Consider the following 14,473-nt stretch of genomic DNA (forward strand, 5'->3'; position numbering starts at 1 on the left):
CTTACAAATCAATGCTAAAATAAAAGTAAGTTATAAGAGAGAGAAAAGGTAGCTTAATGTTTAAGAATAGAACGAAAGTGGACATGGTTAATGGTCCGTTACTGTCGGGTATCATTCGTTTTTCCATTCCGATCATGTTATCTGGAATGTTGCAGTTGATGTTTAGTACTGTGAATATTATAGTTGTTGGTCAGTTTAGTGGTGAGCAGGCACTTGCGGCTGTTGGATCCACAAACTCCTTGATTAATCTTATTGTCAATCTATTTATTGGTATCTCGGTAGGAACCAGTGTTGTCTTTGGTCGCTACTTGGGGGCTAATGATAAGAAAAGTGCTTCAGAAACAGTGAATTCAGCAATGTTTGTTTCTTGTTTTGGAGGAATTATTATCGTTGTGTTCGGACTTCTTTTTGCCGAACCTCTTTTACTGTTAACAGGAGTACCTGCTGATGTAATTGGTCTTGCAACACAATATATGAGAGCGTACTTCTTAGGAGTGCCAGGCTTAATGATCTATAACTATGGTGCTGCTTTATTTAGAGCAACAGGAGATACGAAGCGACCATTATATTTTTTAACTGTTTCTGGTGTAGTTAATGCGACACTGAACGTTATTTTCGTTACAGTATTTCACTTAGATGTTTTAGGAGTAGGTCTAGCTACTGCGATATCTCAGTATGTAGCGGCTACTTTTATTCTTCTAAGTATGAAGAAAACAGATTCAATACTTCATTGTGATGTTAGAAATATGAAATTCTATAAGGATAAATTCTATGAAATGTTGCGTTATGGATTACCTGCAGGTATTCAAAGCTCTGTATTTAATATTTCTAACGTTTTAATTCAATCCTCAGTCAATAGCTTTGGTTCTACCGTAGTAGCTGGTAACACTACTGCCAATAACATCGAGAGTTTTGTTTACAACGGAATGATTGCTTTCTACCACACGTCACTCAGCTTCACAAGTCAGAATGTTGGAGCCAAAAGATATGATCGAGTGGGTAAAATACTTCGCATATCACTAAGTTGTGTCGTTATAGTTGGATGTGTCATGGGAATGAGTGCCTATGCTTTCGGTGAATCCTTATTAGGGATCTATTCCTCGAATCAAGAAGTTATTTCTTATGGGATGATTCGTTTAGGTATTGTATGCTTCTATTATTTCCTCTGTGGCATCATGGATGTTCTAGTAGGAAGTATTCGTGGACTGGGTTATTCAATCACACCTATGATTGTTTCATTAACAGGAGCCTGTGCATTTAGAATCATTTGGATTCTTACGGTATTCAAAGCCCAAGGAACTCTTGAGTCATTATATATTTCTTATCCAATATCTTGGTTATTAACAGCATCAGTCCATGGTCTTTGTTATTTCTGGATTGTTTCTAAGAATAAAAAGCAAGAAGTGAGTTTAAAACTAAGTGCAGAATAGGATTATTACATTATAGAGTTTTGAACTATGTTGTGTAGAAGCTTTGGACTGATTATCAAGTTCCTAACTACACTTTGGTTTCCTAGATTGTAAAGGTATACTAGACTAGAGAATCAAAATCACTTGATTATTAAATTGTTCCGTGATTAAATTGTAGTTGATTAAACTTAAATGTTTGAAGACTCAAATGTAAATGCATTTGGGTGAGAAAGTTGGGGACCTAGTGAAAAAATTGATTCAGAATATAATAATTTACCTTGCAATGGTATTTATTATGATTTTTGTATTCACAATGATAGATGGGTTGTTTGGTACTGAGTTCATACCTGATGATGAAACATCTGATTTAGTAACTTCGTTAATTATTTTGATACCTGTAATTGTTTTAGCTATCTATAATATTTCGAAGTATATTATCAAAGTTAAAAACGGAGTTGTTGTCTTAGATAACTCGATTAATGAATCTATCAGTAATTATACGATTTTCGAAGAGACAAATGCTGAAATGATACTAACTATAAATGAAAAGATTGATTCCCTAATTAAACAGGAAAATCTATCGTTCAGTAGTAAAATGAATTATCCAACTGATAATTTAGTATATGTTAGTCATGCTCTTTCAAATTTTCCTGAGCTTAAGTCGGATAAGTCGATAGTTAAAGCAAGTGAAGAGATAACGCAGAGAATTGCTGATTTGAGAGATCAAAAGACATTCATCAATAGTAACATCAAGGAATTTAATGTATTAATTCGTAAGTTTCCTAATTCAATGTTTCTAAAAAAAATACAAGAGAAAGAATATATTTAATGCTATTTACTAAAACATGCTAGTCATTGCTAATTTAGTAAGTGTGCTTAATTCATAAAAATTGAGTATTAGCGCTTATTTGGGACAATCGTATTTCTAATATAAGTTGATAAGTGGTCCAAAGTATGATAGAATTCGACTATATTCGTTGATCATGAATAAGTTAAAGAGATAGTTTAGAGAAGCACTGGTTGGTGAAAAGTGTTACTATTGAATTAATGGGACACATGTGAGAAATAAACTGAAAAGGTTTATCGTATATCTGCGTTAAAGATTTAAGTGAAAAACAAAGGTGGTACCACGCTAATGCGTCCTTGGTAGCGCCTTTTTATATATTTTAAGAGAAGGAGAGAGCCCTATGAGCGAAAAATACATTGCACCTCGAGGTACACAAGACATCTTTGGTGAAGAAGTAAAGAAATGGCAATACATTGAAAAACTAGCGAGAGAAGTTTGTCATCGTTTCCACGCACAAGAAATAAGAACACCAATGTATGAACATACAGAAGTGTTTAGTAGAAAAAATGATGCAAGTGATGTTGTTAATAAAGAAATGTATACATTTGTCATTAAAAATCGTGATGGTGAAAGTCCTTCATTAACACTACGTCCAGAAGGTACAGCTGGTGTGGCTCGTGCCTTTGTTCAAAACAAATTATATGCAACAGGTGGAAGTTACCAAAAATACTTCTATATTGCACCTAACTTTAGATATGAACGTCCACAAAAAGGTCGTATGCGTATCCATACTCAGATTGCAACAGAATTTATTGGACCATCAAATCCATATGCTGATGTTGAATCACTTTTAGTAGGACTTACAATCCTAAAAGAGTTAAACATTACTAAATACAAAGTACTCATTAATACTTTAGGTGATGAAGAAAGCCAACAAGCTTATAAACTTGCTTTAAAGAACCACTTTAAACCTTATTTACCAACGATGTGTGGTGATTGTAACCGTCGATATGAACAAAACCCTTTACGTATCTTGGATTGTAAAGTGGATCATAATCATGAAGCAATGAAATCAGCACCATCAAACAAAGATTACTTAAATGAAGCTTCAAAAGAATACTTTAGCGATCTATTATCGATATTAGATACTCAAGGTATTGAATATGAACTTGATGATCGTTTAGTTCGTGGTTTGGATTACTATCACCACACAGTCTTTGAAGTAGTTTCAACTGACAAAGGTGCAGGAGCTCAATCGACAATCTTTGCAGGTGGACGATACAATCACTTGATTGATTATTTCGGAGGTCCTGAAACAGGAGCTGTTGGATTTGGTATGGGAGTTGAGAGACTTCTAATATTAGCTGAGGCTTCTAATGTGCAATTTGATGTAGAAGATAGAATTGATGTATTTGGAATGCCAATGAATCGCGAATGTAATAATTACGTCTTTAAATTGATTCAAGAATTGCGTGATGCAGGAATTGTTTGCGATATGGATATTGAAAACAAGTCGATGAAAGCTCAGTTTAAGATGGTTGATCGTTACCATGCAAAAATAGCACTGATTTGTGGTGATGATGAACGTGAAGCAGGATTAATCACAGTTAAAAACATAGCAACTCAAGAACAAGAAAAAGTGGCAGTAAATGAAGCGAAAGCATTGATACAGAAATGGATAGGAGAATAAATATGAAGAGAAGTCATCATAATGGAGAATTAAGAATTGAACATGTAGGACAAACAGTTGAGTTAGTAGGGTGGGTTGCGAAACGTCGTAACTTTGGATCGATTAACTTTATTGATCTTCGTGACCGTAGTGGTATTGTACAACTCGTAGTCAATCACGATGAATATCCAATCGTTGAAAGTTTAAAAAGTGAATATGTAATTTCAGTTAAGGGACTTGTAAGAGAACGCCAAGACAAGAACCCTAAACTAGCAACAGGTGATATTGAGATTGATTTACATGAAGTAACAATCATCAACGAAGCAGCTCAAACTCCACTTATTATTGCAGATGAAACAGATGCTCTAGAAGAAACACGCTTAAAGTATCGCTATTTGGACTTACGTCGTCCAGTAATGCAAAACCGTCTTATTACTCGTGCGCAAATCGTTAAAGAAATGCGTCATACTTTAGAAGAACAAGGCTTTATTGATGTTGAAACACCAATGCTTACAAAGTCCACACCAGAAGGAGCTCGTGAGTATCTTGTGCCTTCACGTGTCCACGTTGGTGAATTCTATGCACTTGCACAATCACCACAAATTTTTAAACAATTATTAATGATTGCTGGTATGGAGCGTTATTACCAAGTAGCACGTTGCTTTAGAGACGAAGACCTTCGTGCAGACCGTCAATTAGACTTTACACAAGTTGATATTGAGGCATCATTCTTAAGTGAAGAAGAGTTCCAAGACATTATCGAAGGTGTTGTAAACAATGTTATGGTAAATGTATTGGGTCATGAGAAACCAGCAATTCCAAAAATTAAGTTTATGGATGCTATGAATAAGTATGGTAGTGATAAACCAGATTTACGTTTTGAATTATTCTTAGAATCATTTGAAGATATTTTTGCGAAGTCTGAATTTAAAGTCTTTAGTGATAGTTTAGCACAAGGAGATTCTTTAAAAGGTTTAATCTTAAAAGGGCAGGCTGGAACAGTTACTCGTAAAGTTACTGACAAATACACAGATCTAGTAAAAAAATACGGACTTAAAGGCTTAGTTGTCTTAAAAGTTGAAGAAGAAGGACTAAGTGGTTCTGCTGCTAAATTTATCAGTGAAGAAGAATTTGCTGCTATGAAAGCTAAGTTTAACTTAACTGTTGGTGATGTCGTATTCATCGGTAGTGGTGAATGGGAAACATGTTGTACTGCAATCGGTGCACTACGTTCAGCACTTGGTAAAGACTATGAATTGATTGATGAAACACAATTTGCATACTGCTGGGTTGTTGATTTCCCAATGTTTGCAATGGAAGAGGGAGTACTAGTAGCTCGTCACCACCCATTTACAGCTCCTAAAGAGTTAGATATCCCATTACTTGATACTGATCCACTAAGTGTCATTGCACAAGCATATGACTTAGTACTTAATGGATTTGAAGTAGCTGGTGGTTCCATGCGTATCTATAAACAAGAACTCCAACAAAAACTCTTTGAAATGATTGGATTTACTCCAGCAGAAATTGAAAAACGTTTTGGATTCTTTGTGGATGCCTTTAAATATGGTACACCTCCACATGGTGGAATTGCATTTGGTCTTGATCGCTATGCAATGGCACTGACACACTCAGGAACAATCCGTGATGTTATTGCCTTTCCTAAGATTGCATCCGCACGATGCCCACTTACAAATGCACCAAGTCCTGCTGTTGAAAAACAATTGGATGAACTGCACTTAAAAATAGTTAAAGAATAAAGTAAAAGCTATAATGACAGTACCGTCGTTATAGCTTTTTTTTGCATACTAGAATAATGTATTTTTTAAGCAATGAGATACATTACTTTAGTTATCGATAAATCCATTTAATGTAAGAAAGTCGATCTTAAATGTGTCGAAATCAACGCTATCTTGAAAGTTCTCGACGTCGAGATGAGCAAGTAGCTCTTTCGTCTTCTCTTGCGTATCGCAATCCATTTCTAAATGATCCAAACGATAGATTCCATCCTCGTCAATGATTGCTTTATTTCCATAGATCATGTCTTTAAACAAGCGGTACTTATGCTGTACAATGCTTTCATGAGTTCCTTTTTCCTTCATAACTTTGAAAAGAGCACTTGCATACAATCCCATTGTTGGAATAAAAACAGAAGCTTTTGTAACGACTGCTTTTGAGGCACTGATAATAGCAGTTCCATTAAGGGGGCTCAGAATTTTATTTATTTCTTTATTTGTTTTTTCCAAATCTCGCTTTGCGTGGCCAATTGTTCCATCTTTATAAATCGGATACGTCAGCTCTGATCCAATATATGTGTAAGTTACAAATTTACAGTCTTGATTAAGAACATCAGCCTCTTGCAGAGCTTTTGCCCAGAGTAAATAATCTTCGCCACCCATAACCTTAACAGTATTTGCGATTTCTTCATCTGTTGCAGGTTCTAGTGTCGATAATTCAAGTTTCTCTTTTGCGATATCTACAAGATAACCACTAAATTCGTTACCAATTGGCTTAAGTGCTGATTGGTATTTTTCTTGTGTATCGGGATCAATTCGAATTCCACTAGCTACTGAATAAACTACAAGGTCTATTTTTTTGTTGTGTGTTTTAAAATCATTAATCACCTTGTCTTTTGTTTCGTGAGAAAAAGCATCGGCATTTAAATCGATTGCTTCGTTACCCATAGATTTCGCAATCTCTTGAAAATAAAGATTGTTGTAGTAACCAGCACTACCACTGCTCTTTCCCTTAGGTTCACGCTCATAGCTTACGTTATAAGTAAATGCATTGGCCTTTGTAGTTAGAGCAATTCTAGAAGCTAACCCATAGCCTGAACTACCTCCAATAATAAGTACTGTTAGTGGTGTTTCAGTAATTAGTTCAAGGTCTTTTAACTCTTCAATTTGATTAAGTATGTTTTGACGGCATCCTTCTGGATTTGCATTAAGAGCAATATTGTTTCGTATTAACGGTTTAATTGTCATCTGTGTTCCTCCTAGTTGACTTACCAAATTCATTATATTATTATTTAGTTTGAATATCAAACTATTTTTAGGAGGTAGTCATGAATACGAAAGATATTAAGCAATTAATTACGATATTAGAAACATCAAATTTAGAAGAACTGGGTTATAAAACAAAAGATTTTGAGATTCACCTCAAGAAAGCGAGTGCTAATAGAGCTGTTGAATTACTAAGTACACCAGCGGAAATACAAGCAGCAGTACCAACAGAATCAAAGGGTAACAGTATTAAGTCGCCATTAGTTGGGGTGTTCTACTCTAAGCCAGATCCAAGCGCTGACCCATATGTGGAAGTAGGGAAACGTGTTGAGAAAGGTGATGTACTTTGTGTTATTGAAGCAATGAAAGTTATGAATGAAATTAAAGCAAATCAATCAGGTGTGATTCAAGAAGTACTATTACAAGATGGAGATATTGTTGATTTTGATCAACAGTTATTTGTGATTGCATCATGATGATTCAGAAAATTCTTATCGCTAATCGTGGTGAGATTGCAGTACGAATTATACGGGCATGTCGTGAGCTCAACATTCAAACGGTTGCAGTGTATGCAACTGTAGATAAGGATTCATTGCATGTTGCACTTGCTGATGAGGCAGTTTGTATTGGGAATCATCAACTCGAGAACTCGTATTTGAACCAACAAGCAATCTTACAAGCAGCTATTAATACACAGGCTCAAGCTATTCATCCTGGATATGGATTTCTAAGTGAGAATGTACAGTTCGCACTTGCGTGTGAACGCTCTGGGATTGTTTTCATTGGTCCTAAAGCTGAAACAATGCAGATGATGGGAGATAAGCAGAGTGCTAGAGAAACTATGCAAGCAGCAGGGGTTCCTGTTGTCCCTGGCTCTAAAGGCTTAATCTCATCGTTAGAAGAAGCAAAAAAAATAGCACAAGAAATTACATATCCTGTGTTGATTAAAGCTACTGCCGGTGGCGGAGGTAAAGGAATGCGAGTATGTTATCACGAGGATAATCTTGCAGACGCCTTGAATCAAGCCCAACAAGAAGCTAAAAATGCCTTTGATAATGGGGATGTCTACATGGAAAAATTTGTAGAGAATCCGCGCCACATCGAAGTTCAAATTTTAGGAGACACTTTTGGAAATGTTGCTCATTTATTCGAAAGAGAGTGTTCGGTACAGAGAAATAACCAAAAAATGATTGAAGAAGCACCGGTACAAAACTTAAGTAAGAAAACTAAAGAAAGATTATACAAGGTTGCCTTACAAGCAGCAAAAAAAGTTAGCTATGTATCGGCAGGAACTCTAGAGTTCATCATGGACAATAAAGAAAACTTTTATTTTATTGAAATGAATACCCGAGTTCAAGTGGAACATCCAATATCTGAAATGATTACAGGTATTGATATTGTGAAAGAACAGATTCGTATTGCGGAAGGTAAAAAGCTTTCGTTTAATTCCAAGGACTTAGAAAGCAATGGACACGCAATTGAAATTAGAATCAATGCAGAAGATCCGTATGATAACTTCAAGCCAATGGTTGGAAAAGTTAACAGTCTTCATTTTCCTGGTGGCAATGGTGTACGTATTGATTCATTTCTCTATCAGGGTTATCAAATTCAACCTTACTATGACTCAATGATCGCTAAAGTTATTGTTCATGCACGAAACCGTGATGAAGCGATGGAAAAAGCGATTCGCTGTCTTGAAGAAATTGATGTGGATGGAATTACTACCAATGTAGAGTTCCAACTGGATATTCTCTTGAATGAATCATTTCAGGATAATAAATACGATACATCCTTAGTTTCGAAGATTTTGAAAGTAGGTTAGTATGTTTAGAAAACTAGAATCAAAAAAGAAAAAAGTAAATCAGATTAAAGGCATCGACTCTGTTTTATCCAAACCAGAGATTGCTGAAGGTGCTTATAGTAAATGTTTAAATTGTGATAAGATTCATGACCGCATCGACTTAGCGAAAAATCTATGGGTATGTGATGCCTGTGGTTATCATTACCGTATGCATGTAGTAGAACGAATCATTGCCACTTTTGATGAGTTTAAGGTTTTTAACCATATTGTTAAGTCAAAAGACCCACTAGCTTTTCCAGGATACCAAGAAAAATTAGACAGCTTAAGTGAGTCCTTAGGAGTTTATGATGCTGTTGTTTGTGGTGAAGCAAAAATAGGAGAACACTCAATTATTGCCGTTGTTATGGATCCAAACTTTATGATGGGATCAATGGGAAGTGTGGTCGGAGAAAAAGTAACACGATCCTTCGAGAGAGCGATGAAACAAAAGAAACCTTTGATTATTTTTAGTGCTTCTGGTGGAGCTCGTATGCAAGAAGGGCTTGTTAGTCTTATGCAGATGGCGAAAACAAGTGGTGCTGTTGGTAAGTTTCATGAACATGGTGGTTTATTTATCAATGTCTTAACTGATCCTACTACAGGAGGTGTCACTGCAAGCTTTGCCATGCTAGGAGACATTATCTTAGCGGAACCAGGTGCTTTAATTGGTTTTGCAGGCCCGCGAGTGATAGAACAAACAATGAAGAAAGCATTACCTGAAGGATTCCAAAGAGCAGAGTTTCTTCTTGAAAAAGGATTTGTGGATGCGATAGTAGAACGTAAGAATTTAAAGAACACACTATCGCAAATACTCAGGATTCACGAGGTGAAGTAATGAATGAAAGAATAAAAAGATTAGAACATGAGATTTTAGAACTCAAGAAACAGGATTTTAATACAGAACATTTAGAATTATCATTGAAAATGTTGAAAGATGAATATCAAAGTAAGTTAACAGCTTGGGATAAAGTTCAGGTAGCTCGTGATAAGAACAGATTGGGTGCCAAGTTCTATATTCAAGAAATGGTTGATGATTTTATTGAGTTTCATGGTGATCGTTATTATGGTGATGATGGAGCCATCATGGGTGGAATTGGAATGCTTGGAGGTATCCCTGTAACTGTCATTGGAGTTATTAAAGGTCAGAATACGGAAGATAGTATTAAGACGAATTTTGGTATGGTTCATCCTGAAGGTTACCGTAAGGCTTTACGACTTATGAAACAAGCAGAGAAGTTCAATCGACCTGTCATTACATTGATTGATACTCCGGGTGCTTATCCTGGAATCGGTGCCGAAGAACGGGGACAAGGTGAAGCGATAGCTCAGAATATACTAGCGATGATGGAACTAAAGGTTCCTACATTCGCGATTATTTTAGGAGAAGCGGGAAGTGGGGGAGCTCTTGCTCTTGCTGTTGCCGATCGTGTGTGGATGTTAGAACATTCTATCTACAGTATTTTATCTCCTGAGGGCTTTGCATCAATTCTCTATAAGGATGCTTCAAAAGCATCGGAAATCGTAGACAGTATGAAAATCACAAGTGATCAACTCTATGCGCTTGGAGTCATCGATGAAGTGATTCAGGAAAAAGAGGATGGACAAGAAATTGCATTCTACTTGAAAGAAAGACTTGTCCGCGAGATTCAAATTTTTAAGAAAATGAAAACGAAGCAGTACTTAAAACAACGATACATGAAGTTTCGAGAAATGGGTGATGTTATTCATGAGCACTAGAATCGTAAGCACGGGAAGTTATATCCCTGAGGTGAAAGTTAGTAATGCTGATTTAGAATCAATTATGGATACAAATGACGAATGGATACGCAAGCGAACAGGTATTGAGAGTCGTCGTTATGAAGATATCTCAACAGCTAGAATGGCTACAGAAGCAGCCAAAGATGCCTGTAGTACAGTTGATGTCGAAACACTTGATTGTATCGTAGTAGCGACGTATACACCTGATAGTTTTATTCCTACGGTTGCTAATCAAGTAAAAGCTAATCTAGGTATTACACGACCTATCCCATCCTTTGACCTTAATGCTGCATGTTCAGGGTTTATTTATGCATATCAAGTCGCACATGCCTATATTGTCTCTGGCATCTATAAAAAAGTATTAGTCATCGGAGTTGATTTTAATTCACGTTATATGAATTTTGAAGACCGATCCACTTCCATACTCTTTGGAGATGGTGCTGGAGCACTTGTCTTAGAAACCTCAGATAAAGGAACCATAGATACCATTATTGGTGGTGAAGATGATATCAATGAATCCATTACAATGAAAAATAGCACCGACTATTCCAATCCATTTGTAGAACGAGATACAAAGAAAGAGTCTTACTTTGAAATGAAAGGCTCGGATGTCTTCAAATATGCTGTTCGAATCATGGATAAAACAATAAAAGATTTGTTAGTGAAGAATAATTTAGAAACCAATGATATAGATTATGTAATATCACATCAAGCGAATCAGAGAATCCTTGATAGTGGAGCACGATCTTTGAAAATAGATACTAAAAGGATGTTATCAAATGTCAGTAAGTATGGAAATACATCGTCAGCAAGTGTTCCAATTTTACTGGACGAAGCCAATAAAAAAGGATTATTACAATCAGGAATGAAAGTAATTCTTGTTGCTTTTGGTGGAGGTTTAACCTACGGTGCTGTGTTATTAGAATGGATTTAAACTTGACATTAGAAATAGAAATATATATAGTTTGAATATCAAAGTAATTTGGAGGATAAAAATATGAACGAAAAAATTAAAGAAATAGTAGCAGAAATTTTAGATATTGAAGCAGCAGATATTAAGGAAGATGCATTAATCTTAGATGATTTAGGCGCTGATTCAATTGCAGTTATGGAAATCGTCATGGAGCTTGAAGGAGAGTATGACTTTGAAGTTCCTACTGAAGACATTGTAAGCCTTAAGACAGTGAATGACATTGTTGCCTACATTGAGTCAAAGAATTAAGTTATGAAGAAAATAGGATACTTATTTGCTGGCCAAGGCCAGCAATTTGTCCGTATGGGACATGATCTTGCGGAACATGATGATGCGAAGAAGATATATCAGACTGCAGAGAAAATATTAGGTTACAATATTTTAAATTTGACTGAAGAAGAATTGTCCATGACTTCCTATACGCAACCAGCACTCTATGTATTGGGACATGTGATTGATACACTCTTAAAGAAACAAGGGTATAAGCCAAGTATCGTAGCTGGATTATCACTGGGTGAATACAATGCTCTTACAAGTGCTTCTTCATTAAGTTTCGAAGATGGCTTAGCGCTAATAAACAAGAGGGCACATATTATGAATAATGCCTTAGAACCTTATACAAGTGGTATGGCAGCATGTTTAAAGACTGATGTTCATACTGTAAGCAATCTTCTAAAAGACACGGGTGTTGAAGTATGCAACATCAATACTCCCTCACAAATTGTGATTGGAGGAAGTAAAGCGAACTTAGATAAAGCTATTCCTCTCTTAAAAGAAGGTGGAGTGAAAATGGTAATACCATTAAAAATGTCAACCGTATCACATATGAGTCTTTTAGAGCCTGCTAGTGAACTTCTAAGACAAGAACTAAAGGGTGTAAACTTCAAGGCTCCTGAAGTTCCTTTTATCAACAATATCCAAGCAAGCTATCAAAAGGATGGATTTGTCGATACCTTAAGTCAACATATATCCAATCCCACAAGAATGGCAGATACGATTAAACGAATGAACGAAGACGGTGTTGAACTATTTATTGAAATTGGACCTAAAGGACAATTGAGTAAGTTCGTTAAAGAAATATGTGGAAAAGATACGGCAACATTGAATATCTATGATGCAGTATCGTTAGGAGATTTGTATGAGTAAGAATTTAGCACTCGTAACAGGAGCTACAAAAGGACTTGGATATCGAATTGCGAAGCAATTGGAAGCGGATGGATATTTTGTGATTGGTACGTATGTACGTGAGTATTCAAATGAACATATTAAAGAATTAGAAACAGATTCAATGAAACTCTTTCGAGTTGATGCAAGCGACTTTGAAGCTTGTGAAGCTTTCGCAAAGAAAGTAAATGAAGACTACGGAGCACTGCAAGTGCTTGTAAACAACGCTGGAGTAGTAAGGGATAATCTCATGTTAAGAATGTCTCATGATGATTTTAAACAGGTCATCGATGTGAACTTAACGGGTGTCTTTAATATGACGAAAGTATTCGCAAAAGCGATGCTACGTAAGAAGGCAGGATCAATAGTGAACATAACTTCAGTGATTGGAGAAATAGGAAACGTGGGTCAAGCTAATTATGCAGCGTCTAAAGCAGGACTCATTGGATTTTCTAAGAGTATTGCTAAGGAATTTGCTTCTCGTAATATCAGAGTGAATTGTGTTGCTCCTGGATTTATTGCGACAGATATGACAGCAAATCTTGAAGAGTCACTGCAAAAAGAAATTCTTAAAAATGTCGCTTTACAAACGTTTGGTGAAGCTCAAGATGTTGCTAATGCCGTAAGTTTTTTGGTAAGTGATAAAGCGAAATATATTACTGGTCAGACTTTGAATGTTTGTGGTGGCCTGGTAATTTAGGAGGACTTATGAAAAAAAGAGTAGTTATTACTGGAATGGGGATTGTCAGTCCTTTAGGAAATGATGTAGATACTGCATTTACAAATGCAATTAATGGAGTTAGTGGCATTGATACCATCACAAGTTTTGATACGAGTGATTTAAAAGTCAAAGTTGCTGCTCAAGTCAAAGACTTCGATTCACTAAAATATCTATCGAAAAGAGATGCAAGACGACAAGATTTATTCAGTCAGTACGCAGTCTATTCTGCAAGTGAAGCATACCATGATGCAGGACTTACAGAAGATAATCATGACGCTAAGCGATTTGGTGTACTAATGGGTACAGGAATGGGTGGTATGCAAACCTTTGCGCAAGACTTGAATAAGGCCTTTGTAGGTGGGTATGGAAAAATTCCACCCATGTTTATTCCAATGATTATTCCAAATATGGCAGCTGGAAATGTCGCAATCGCACTGCAAGCAAAAGCTCATGTGTCGTGTGTTACCACAGCGTGTGCTGCCGCAACACATGCAATAGGTGATGCGTTCCGTATGATTCGTGATGGATATGCTGACATTATGATTGCCGGTGGTACAGAAGCGGGTGTATCAGAATACACCTTAGCGGGTTTCAACGCACTGACAGCTTTAAGTACAAGTAATGATCCGAAAAGTGCATCTCGTCCCTTTGATAAAAATCGTGATGGCTTTGTGCTTGGTGAAGGTTCAGGCTCTCTTGTGTTGGAAGACTTAGATCACGCTTTAGCTCGTGGTGCTCGTATTCATGCGGAAATAATTGGCTATGGTTCAACATGTGATGCGTACCATATCACTGCTCCTAGTGGAGATGGTGCTGTGGATGCCATGAACAATGCCCTAGAAGATGCCCAAATTGAAGCAAGTCAGGTTTCGTATATTAATGCTCATGGAACCAGTACTCCTCTGAATGATAAATTTGAAACACAAGCAATTAAAGAAGTATTTAAAGAGTACGCAAAAGATGTATCCATCTCATCCACAAAATCAATGCACGGTCATGCTCTTGGGGGACAGGTGGTATTGAAGCAGTACTTTCTATTAAAGCAATTGAAACCAATACAATCCCGCCAACGATTAATTATGAAACTGTAGATGAAGAATGTGACCTCGATTACACACCCAATGTTGCTAAGAAACGAGACGTTGATATC

General features: G+C 36.4%; 14 protein-coding genes. 13 read left to right on the forward strand and 1 reads right to left on the reverse strand.

Annotated features, from left to right (window positions below; genetic code table 11):
- The first annotated feature begins 56 nt into the window (after positions 1-56).
- The 4 genes from G7059_RS05560 to aspS all read left to right on the forward strand — a co-directional run bounded on the left by G7059_RS05560 (position 57) and on the right by aspS (position 5,625).
- A complete protein-coding gene (locus G7059_RS05560) occupies positions 57-1,430 on the forward strand; it encodes an MATE family efflux transporter (RefSeq protein ID WP_240920443.1) in 1,374 nt (457 codons plus the stop codon).
- Positions 1,431-1,653: 223 nt separating this feature from the next.
- Positions 1,654-2,238 carry a LemA family protein gene (locus G7059_RS05565; RefSeq protein WP_166081091.1) on the forward strand — a complete coding sequence of 195 codons (585 nt, stop codon included), beginning with the start codon at positions 1,654-1,656 and terminating at the stop codon, positions 2,236-2,238.
- A gap of 358 nt (positions 2,239-2,596) precedes the next feature.
- A complete protein-coding gene (gene hisS, locus G7059_RS05570; protein WP_166081092.1) occupies positions 2,597-3,886 on the forward strand; it encodes a histidine--tRNA ligase in 1,290 nt (429 codons plus the stop codon).
- 2 nt (positions 3,887-3,888) lie between these two features.
- Positions 3,889-5,625, forward strand: a complete 1,737-nt coding sequence (aspS, locus tag G7059_RS05575) for an aspartate--tRNA ligase (protein ID WP_166081093.1) — start codon at positions 3,889-3,891, stop codon at positions 5,623-5,625.
- 87 nt (positions 5,626-5,712) lie between these two features.
- On the opposite strand, the gene fabV is transcribed toward aspS, so the two are convergent.
- The gene (gene fabV / locus G7059_RS05580; RefSeq protein ID WP_166081094.1) at positions 5,713-6,849 is read right to left on the reverse strand and encodes an enoyl-ACP reductase FabV; all 1,137 of its coding nucleotides are present in this window, start codon (positions 6,847-6,849) and stop codon (positions 5,713-5,715) included.
- Positions 6,850-6,929: 80 nt separating this feature from the next.
- On the opposite strand from fabV, the gene accB reads away from it, so the two are divergent.
- The 9 genes from accB to fabF all read left to right on the forward strand — a co-directional run bounded on the left by accB (position 6,930) and on the right by fabF (position 14,414).
- Positions 6,930-7,343 (forward strand): acetyl-CoA carboxylase biotin carboxyl carrier protein, encoded by a 414-nt coding sequence (gene accB / locus G7059_RS05585; protein ID WP_166081095.1) that lies wholly within the window; start codon positions 6,930-6,932, stop codon positions 7,341-7,343.
- Positions 7,343-8,689 (forward strand): acetyl-CoA carboxylase biotin carboxylase subunit, encoded by a 1,347-nt coding sequence (gene accC / locus G7059_RS05590; RefSeq protein WP_166082075.1) that lies wholly within the window; start codon positions 7,343-7,345, stop codon positions 8,687-8,689. The genes accB and accC overlap by 1 nt, the downstream gene beginning before the upstream one ends.
- Before the next feature lies 1 nt (position 8,690).
- The gene (gene accD, locus G7059_RS05595) at positions 8,691-9,542 is read left to right on the forward strand and encodes an acetyl-CoA carboxylase, carboxyltransferase subunit beta (protein WP_166081096.1); all 852 of its coding nucleotides are present in this window, start codon (positions 8,691-8,693) and stop codon (positions 9,540-9,542) included.
- A complete protein-coding gene (locus tag G7059_RS05600; protein ID WP_166081098.1) occupies positions 9,542-10,444 on the forward strand; it encodes an acetyl-CoA carboxylase carboxyltransferase subunit alpha in 903 nt (300 codons plus the stop codon). Before accD ends, G7059_RS05600 begins: the two co-directional genes overlap by 1 nt.
- Entirely contained in the window at positions 10,434-11,399 is a 966-nt protein-coding gene (locus G7059_RS05605; RefSeq protein ID WP_166081099.1) for a beta-ketoacyl-ACP synthase III, read from the forward strand. Before G7059_RS05600 ends, G7059_RS05605 begins: the two co-directional genes overlap by 11 nt.
- Positions 11,400-11,462: 63 nt before the next feature.
- Positions 11,463-11,687 carry an acyl carrier protein gene (locus G7059_RS05610; RefSeq protein WP_166081100.1) on the forward strand — a complete coding sequence of 75 codons (225 nt, stop codon included), beginning with the start codon at positions 11,463-11,465 and terminating at the stop codon, positions 11,685-11,687.
- Positions 11,688-11,690: 3 nt separating this feature from the next.
- On the forward strand, positions 11,691-12,584 hold the full coding sequence (locus tag G7059_RS05615) for an ACP S-malonyltransferase (protein WP_166081101.1): 894 nt from the start codon (positions 11,691-11,693) through the stop codon (positions 12,582-12,584).
- Positions 12,577-13,302: a 3-oxoacyl-[acyl-carrier-protein] reductase gene (gene fabG / locus G7059_RS05620; protein WP_166081102.1), complete on the forward strand. Its 726-nt coding sequence runs from the start codon at positions 12,577-12,579 to the stop codon at positions 13,300-13,302. Before G7059_RS05615 ends, fabG begins: the two co-directional genes overlap by 8 nt.
- Positions 13,303-13,310: 8 nt before the next feature.
- Complete coding sequence (gene fabF, locus G7059_RS05625; protein WP_370519176.1) at positions 13,311-14,414, forward strand: beta-ketoacyl-ACP synthase II; 1,104 nt, start codon at positions 13,311-13,313, stop codon at positions 14,412-14,414.
- Positions 14,415-14,473 lie beyond the last annotated feature (59 nt).

Origin of the sequence: Erysipelothrix sp. HDW6A (assembly GCF_011400295.1) — a bacterium.
Taxonomy (GTDB): domain Bacteria; phylum Bacillota_I; class Bacilli_A; order Erysipelotrichales; family Erysipelotrichaceae; genus Erysipelothrix.

Excerpts from the sequence above, each read along its gene's own strand:
- G7059_RS05605 (WP_166081099.1), top strand. The coding sequence starts at position 10,434 with ATGAGCACTAGAATCGTAAGCACGGGAAGTTATATCCCTGAGGTGAAA.
- G7059_RS05610 (WP_166081100.1), top strand. The coding sequence starts at position 11,463 with ATGAACGAAAAAATTAAAGAAATAGTAGCAGAAATTTTAGATATTGAA.
- fabF (WP_370519176.1), top strand. The coding sequence starts at position 13,311 with ATGAAAAAAAGAGTAGTTATTACTGGAATGGGGATTGTCAGTCCTTTA.
- G7059_RS05600 (WP_166081098.1), top strand. The coding sequence starts at position 9,542 with ATGAATGAAAGAATAAAAAGATTAGAACATGAGATTTTAGAACTCAAG.
- fabG (WP_166081102.1), top strand. The coding sequence starts at position 12,577 with ATGAGTAAGAATTTAGCACTCGTAACAGGAGCTACAAAAGGACTTGGA.
- accB (WP_166081095.1), top strand. The coding sequence starts at position 6,930 with ATGAATACGAAAGATATTAAGCAATTAATTACGATATTAGAAACATCA.
- aspS (WP_166081093.1), top strand. The coding sequence starts at position 3,889 with ATGAAGAGAAGTCATCATAATGGAGAATTAAGAATTGAACATGTAGGA.
- G7059_RS05560 (WP_240920443.1), top strand. The coding sequence starts at position 57 with ATGTTTAAGAATAGAACGAAAGTGGACATGGTTAATGGTCCGTTACTG.
- fabV (WP_166081094.1), bottom strand. The coding sequence starts at position 6,849 with ATGACAATTAAACCGTTAATACGAAACAATATTGCTCTTAATGCAAAT.
- accD (WP_166081096.1), top strand. The coding sequence starts at position 8,691 with ATGTTTAGAAAACTAGAATCAAAAAAGAAAAAAGTAAATCAGATTAAA.
- accC (WP_166082075.1), top strand. The coding sequence starts at position 7,343 with ATGATTCAGAAAATTCTTATCGCTAATCGTGGTGAGATTGCAGTACGA.
- hisS (WP_166081092.1), top strand. The coding sequence starts at position 2,597 with ATGAGCGAAAAATACATTGCACCTCGAGGTACACAAGACATCTTTGGT.
- G7059_RS05615 (WP_166081101.1), top strand. The coding sequence starts at position 11,691 with ATGAAGAAAATAGGATACTTATTTGCTGGCCAAGGCCAGCAATTTGTC.